5 protein-coding genes and 1 tRNA gene are annotated in these 5,735 nt (G+C 59.6%); 3 read left to right on the forward strand and 3 right to left on the reverse strand.

All coding sequences use genetic code 11. The features are described from left to right. From NW819_RS04665 to NW819_RS04675, 3 genes are all read right to left on the reverse strand, one after another. A partial coding sequence (locus NW819_RS04665) for a DnaJ domain-containing protein (protein WP_414413039.1) occupies positions 1–959 on the reverse strand: 959 nt, incomplete at its 3' end. Further along, the gene (locus tag NW819_RS04670) at positions 917–1,774 is read right to left on the reverse strand and encodes an ABC transporter substrate-binding protein (protein ID WP_414413040.1); all 858 of its coding nucleotides are present in this window, start codon (positions 1,772–1,774) and stop codon (positions 917–919) included. The genes NW819_RS04670 and NW819_RS04665, both read right to left, overlap by 43 nt. Positions 1,775–1,932: 158 nt before the next feature. Further along, positions 1,933–2,805 (reverse strand): inositol monophosphatase family protein, encoded by an 873-nt coding sequence (locus NW819_RS04675; protein ID WP_414384140.1) that lies wholly within the window; start codon positions 2,803–2,805, stop codon positions 1,933–1,935. 276 nt (positions 2,806–3,081) lie between these two features. Between NW819_RS04675 and NW819_RS04680 the strand changes: the two genes are divergently transcribed. From NW819_RS04680 to NW819_RS04690, 3 genes are all read left to right on the forward strand, one after another. Continuing rightward, positions 3,082–3,639, forward strand: a complete 558-nt coding sequence (locus tag NW819_RS04680) for an FHA domain-containing protein (RefSeq protein ID WP_414356749.1) — start codon at positions 3,082–3,084, stop codon at positions 3,637–3,639. Positions 3,640–3,711: 72 nt separating this feature from the next. Next, positions 3,712–3,783 (forward strand) — tRNA-Gln (locus NW819_RS04685). 228 nt (positions 3,784–4,011) lie between these two features. Then, complete coding sequence (locus tag NW819_RS04690) at positions 4,012–5,478, forward strand: cobyric acid synthase (RefSeq protein ID WP_414413041.1); 1,467 nt, start codon at positions 4,012–4,014, stop codon at positions 5,476–5,478. Positions 5,479–5,735: the final 257 nt, after the last annotated feature.

Raw genomic sequence — 5,735 nt, forward strand, 5'->3', positions numbered from 1 at the left:
CGCGTTGGCGGGACGGAGTCCTTGGGGACGGGAACGGGCTGTTGAGTGGTGACTTGCTGCATCCAACGGCGCACTTCTGCCATCAACTCGGCGTTGGCAGGTTCTAGGCGACTGGCTTGCATAAAGTCTGCTTTGGCCATGCCAGCATTCCCCTGCTTCAGGTGAGCAATGCCCCGGTGCAGGTAGTAGCGGGCCACGTTGGGCTCAGCGCTGATGGCAAAGTTCAGATACTGCACCGCATCCCGGTATTGCTTGCGCTCGATCATGTCCAAGGCTTGGATAAAGCGGGTTTCCCCAGGGCTGAACTTGGGGGCAGGCGGTGGGGTGGGAACGGGCTGAACAGGGGGACGGGTGGGCGGAGCAACGACGGGGGAGGCTGGGATCCCTCCCACAGTGGTACGGCTGGGGGAAGGGGTTGGGATCCCGGTCGCGGTAGTGGTTCTAGAGGCAGGGGCTAGGCTCCCCTGGTAGCCGGCCTTGAGCAACAAATAGGCCAGGTTCAGCTCGCTCAATTGCTCGGTTTTCTCGAGCAGGGTTTCCATGGAGCTGTATTGCTCTTTGGCCAGCTTCTCCACCCGTCTGACATACTCTTCCTGCCAATGGGGGTGCTCGGCCAAGCCCTTGACGGCTTCCCCAGAGGGCCAAAGATCCGGGGGGGGCGTCTCCAAAAGGCGTTTGATCCGCATTTTGAGCACCGTTTCATATTCCCCTCGCTCCCGCTCTTTGGTCAGCACTTCGTTGGCCGGGTTGACCAGCTTGGCAAAGAGGATGTTGGCGCGCTCTGCACCTTCGGGATCCCCCACAAACCGATCCGGGTGGAGGGCCTTGGCCGCCTGCAGGTAGCCGCGCCGGATCCCCTTGGAGTCGGCGGTAAGGGGCACGCCTAAGATGGCGAAATGGTCAGTCTCGTAGCGGGCTAGTCCTCGGTTGAGGCGGGGGACATTAGAGTTGGATCCCATAGTTGCCACTTCTCTAAAATCTGCTGCAAGGTTCCGTTTTCGATCAGGCTGGAAATCGCCCCATCCACAGCTTCCTTCAGGGAAGGATGCTGAGAGGATACTACTCCCACCAGAGGCATGGGGAACAGGGGCGGCCCCACCAGGCGCAGCCGGGATCCAGCTTGGCGCAGGTTTAGGGCGGCAACAGGCTGATCGACCAGCACGGCATCCAACTGGCCGGCTTGTAGCTGAGCAAACAAGCGCTCAGGGTTGCTGGTGGCAAAGAGACGAATGGCGTTGCCCCTCCTCTCGTTATACGCCTCCAGTAGGGCTGCCCCTGTACTATTGACTACGATGCCCACTTTGCGGCCAAATAATTGCGACAGTGCTTCAATGGCCGGTTCCTCTGGCCCGGAGGCGGGGGAGGGATCCCGTACCACCAAGCGCTGCGGGCTGAGGTAGTAGGGCCGGGTGGCCAGAAACTGCTCCGGATCCAAGCCCAAAGCTTCCCGCGCTCCCCAGATCAAGTCCACCTCATCCGCTTGCAAGGCCGCCAACTGCTCCCTCCAGGCCACGTAGATGGGATCCACCTGCACCTGAAGGGTTTGGGCCAACGCCTCCAGGATATCCCACTCAAAGCCGGCGTAGGTTTGTCGCTCCAAGTCGGTATAGAGATAGGCCGGCCCCAGACTGGGATCCAAGCCAACCCGAATGCGCCCCCGGGCCTGGATCTCGGCCCAACGGGAATCGAGGGGCTGTGCCCGCTCGGTGGGGGCAACCTTCCCTTGTTCCGGCTGAGGGTAGCCGGGGCCAGCAGTGGCGACCCCAAGGGCCATTGCTCCCAAGATGAGGGCCAGGCCGAACTGTGCCGCCCGGCAGCAATGTCGCTGTTTTCCGGGGAGTCCGCTAACCCATCTCCTATCTACCCTGCCCAACATAGGGTTCTTGGAATCTTCTTGATTATTCCTCGATTATTCGTCAGCTACTTCTGTCTTCAATTCAACTCAACTGGGGAGCTTTCCCGGTTCTGATAGGCTGGGCGTGGATCCCGCCGCATGGGAAAGGAGACCGGCAAAGGCTGTACTTGGGCCAATTCTTCTTGCAGAGCAGCGTGTAACCAGCCATTGCTGGCCAACAGTCGGCCACTGTAAACGTCCACCGGGCTGCCATCATAAGCGGTCACCTTGCCGCCTGCCTCCCGCACCAGAACGATCCCTGCGGCAATGTCCCAAGGGGAGAGGCCCCGCTCCCAGTAGCCATCCAACTGACCGGTGGCCACATAGGCCAAATCCAGAGCTGCAGATCCGCCCCGCCGCACTCCTTGGGTGAGATGGGTAAAGTGGCAAAACTCGGCGTAGTTGTTGTCAGGGGTTTCGCGACGATCGTAGGCAAAGCCGGTCACCAGCAGGCTCCGAGACAATTCAGCCGTTGTGGAGACTCGAATGGGTTGGCGGTTGCGGGTAGCCCCCATCCCTTGGACGGCGCGAAACAGATCCCCGCGAAAAACATCACAAACAACCCCCAAAACCGGCTCCCGCCCCTGCAGCAAACCGATGGAGACGGCAGCAAAAGGGTAGCCATGGGCAAAGTTGGTGGTGCCATCTAGGGGATCGATCATCCAAGCGTAGGCACCCTCCGGGGATCCCTGCTGGCCTGATTCCTCGGTCAAGATGACATCTTCGGGGAAGTGCCGCCTCAAGATTTTTAAGATGAGATCCTCGGAAGCGCGATCCGCCGCAGTCACCAAGTCGCCCGGACGTTTCTCCTCAATGGCAAGGGTGCCCCCCACATAACTGCGCAGCAAAGCTCCTGCCTCCAGGGCAGCTTCTGTGGCCACATCCAACCGACGCAGCAGGGCCTCTGTCACACCCCTACCTCAAGAATCTGTTACTCAGGATAGCCCGCGAAGGCTGAGGCTCCCAAGGGATTCCTGAAAACCAAAATGGGCCCAACCTGAGCCCAAGCCCAGTTTCCGGGGAAAGGGGGTATCTCCAAGGCTGCCTATGGTGTATAGTACAGTACACTGGGGCTTGTGGGTTTTCCGGCAGCCCGCCAAGACCAGAGTTCCTTTGAAAGCAGTAGGGTTTTGGGGAACTATGAACTATAGATAAGACTTTGAATTTGGAAAGCCAAGCTGCTGTAAATGGCGTTGAGCGTTGAGGGGGGAAGACCTTTGCCACATAGCTACGACGATTTTTTCACCTCCATCACAGAGGTTGGCGGGAAAAGTCCTCTTCCCAGCCAGGGCTTTGATCTGCCGGCGGATTTGTTCGATCAAGTCCCTGAACGGCCGGTGTCCCATCCGGAGTTCACCCTGTCCATCTGCCATCCTGTCCGGCCCTGCAGCTACATCCTGCGGGAGAGTATCTATACGCTTGGACGGGATCCCTCCAACGCCATCCAGATCGTCAATCGGTTTGTCTCGCGTCGCCATGCTTACCTGGTGCGGGTGCCCACCAAGTCCAACCGGACAGGGTTTACCTATTGCCTGATCGACGGCAACCGCAAGGGCCAGTCCAGTACCAATGGGGTGTTTGTTAACGGCACGCGGGTGGCCACTCACTACTTGAGGAGTGGAGATGTCATCTATTTCGGGCCGGAGATCCGCGCCTATTTCTTTGAGGTAGCCCGCACTCTCCCCGTGACTCCTCTTGACATTGGCCCTGACCTTGGCGAAGAGCTTCAGCTTCCCCACGCATAGGAGCTCACTGCAACTGTTGACAGACCCGAAGCTGCATCGCTAAATTAATTAAGCTGGTTAAGCAATGTGAATTGGGGCATCGCCAAGCGGTAAGGCAGCGGGTTTTGGTCCCGCCATTCGGTGGTTCGAATCCATCTGCCCCAGCTTAAAATCCAACCGAGAGCACAAAGGCGCAAGCCCTTGGGATCCCGTGCAGATCTGGGGTTTCGGCTCTTGGCATCAGCAGGGCGCGTTGCTCTGGGGAACTGAGGAATCATGGGGTCGCTTTTGCCAACGGAGGCCCTGGCTTGGCAGGACTGGCCGCGGAGAGAATGGCAACAACCAGAAACCAAGGGTGAGGGATCCGGGGTGAGCTGTTCAGGTCGATCCTTGATGGTGGTGGGAACTTCTTCCCACGTGGGCAAAACCCTTTTGGTGACAGCCCTCTGTCGCATTCTCAAGAAAGCGGGAAAAAGGGTCGCCCCCTTCAAAGCTCAGAATATGTCCCTCAACGCCTATGTCACCCCAGAGGGCAAAGAGATCGCCTACGCGCAGGCTCTGCAAGCTTGGGCTGCCGGGATTCCCCCTGCGGTGGAGATGAACCCAATCCTTCTGAAGCCCCAGGGCAACCTGACTTCCCAGATCGTCTTGAACGGAGTGGCGGTGGGCACCTACCGCGCCGGAGAGTATTACGAGCGCTGGTTTGCGCCGGCCTGGCAAGCGGTCAAAGAAGCCCTTGCTCGCCTACAACAGCAGTACGACTGGATCCTTTGCGAGGGGGCAGGTAGCCCAGCAGAGGTGAACCTCAAACATCGGGACTTGGCAAATATGCGGGTTGCCTTGCATTTGGGATCCCCCACTTGGCTGGTGGCGGACATCGACCGAGGTGGGGCGCTGGCCCATGTGGTGGGCACACTCCAGCTGCTGGAACCCGAAGAACGGGCCCTGATCCGGGGCATTGTCATCAACAAGTTTCGGGGCTCGCGGGAATTGTTGCAGCCCGGCCTGGACTGGCTGGAAAACTACACCGGGATCCCCGTCGTTGGTGTCTTGCCTTGGTTGGATTGGGTTCTGCCCCAAGAGGATTCGATGGGAATTGAGGCCAGCCCCCAGCTCTGGGAAGATCGGGCCGGTCGCCAAGCCCTGAGGGAAGGGCGCCTGGAGATTGCTGTGGTGCGTTTGCCCCAGGTGGCCAATTTCTCGGATTTTGACCCCTTGTTGGCGGAGCCCACCGTCCATCTGCGCTGGGTTCACCCCGGCCAAAGTTTGGGATCCCCGGATGTGGTTATCCTGCCCGGCAGCAAGACCACCCTCAACGATCTGTTCGCGTTGCAAAAGACCGGCTTGGCCGATCAACTGCGCCAATACTCCGGCCATATCGTCGGCATTTGCGGCGGACTGCAAATGTTGGGAGAGACCATCGCCGATCCCGAAGGCTGGGAGGGGATCGCCGGCACCTACTCGGGGTTGGGCTTTCTCCCTTTGACCACCGTTTTACAACCCACCAAGGTCACCCAGCAGGTGCAGACCCAAAGCCGATGGCCTGCCCTGGCCCCCATTCAGGGGTACGAAATTCATCAGGGATCCACCCAGGCGGATCCCTCTGGCTGCCTGCCGCTGTTCGAGCAAGAGAACCTGGGCTGGCGGGATCCCACGGGTCGGATTTGGGGCAGCTATCTGCATGGCCTGTTTGACAACCACCTGTGGCGGCGACAATGGCTGAACTGGCTGCGCCGACAAAAAGGCTGGGATCCCTTGCCGGATCTGGAGGGCCACTATGCTCAGCAGCGGGAGCAATTGCTGGAGCGCCTGGCCGATCTGTGGCAGCCTCACCTGGACTTGGGCCTGTTGATGGAATAGCCCATCGGCGATGGGGGAGAGAAGTGGGGTGGGAGGCTATGTTGCGCCAGGTTACGCCAGCGCGACCGGAAATCCAGGATCCACTCAACCGGTTGCCTCGGCTACCTCTGCCTGACCCGAAGAAGTCCGCTCCGAAAGGCTTATGCAACGCTGAACAAAACAGAACTTTGCCCAGCATCGCTGCTTTCTTCCTGCTTCAGCGACCCATGACTAGCGGCAGAGTTCACCCCTACCGCCCCGCCAGAGGAGTCTCCACA

It is taken from the genome of Synechococcus sp. R8-2 (assembly GCF_047461715.1).
In the GTDB taxonomy this organism is placed as follows: Bacteria; Cyanobacteriota; Cyanobacteriia; order Thermostichales; family Thermostichaceae; genus Thermostichus.

Coding starts and splice junctions, on each gene's coding strand:
- NW819_RS04680 (WP_414356749.1), top strand. CDS start 3,082: ATGGCGTTGAGCGTTGAGGGGGGAAGACCTTTGCCACATAGCTACGAC.
- NW819_RS04670 (WP_414413040.1), bottom strand. CDS start 1,774: ATGGCCCTTGGGGTCGCCACTGCTGGCCCCGGCTACCCTCAGCCGGAA.
- NW819_RS04690 (WP_414413041.1), top strand. CDS start 4,012: ATGGTGGTGGGAACTTCTTCCCACGTGGGCAAAACCCTTTTGGTGACA.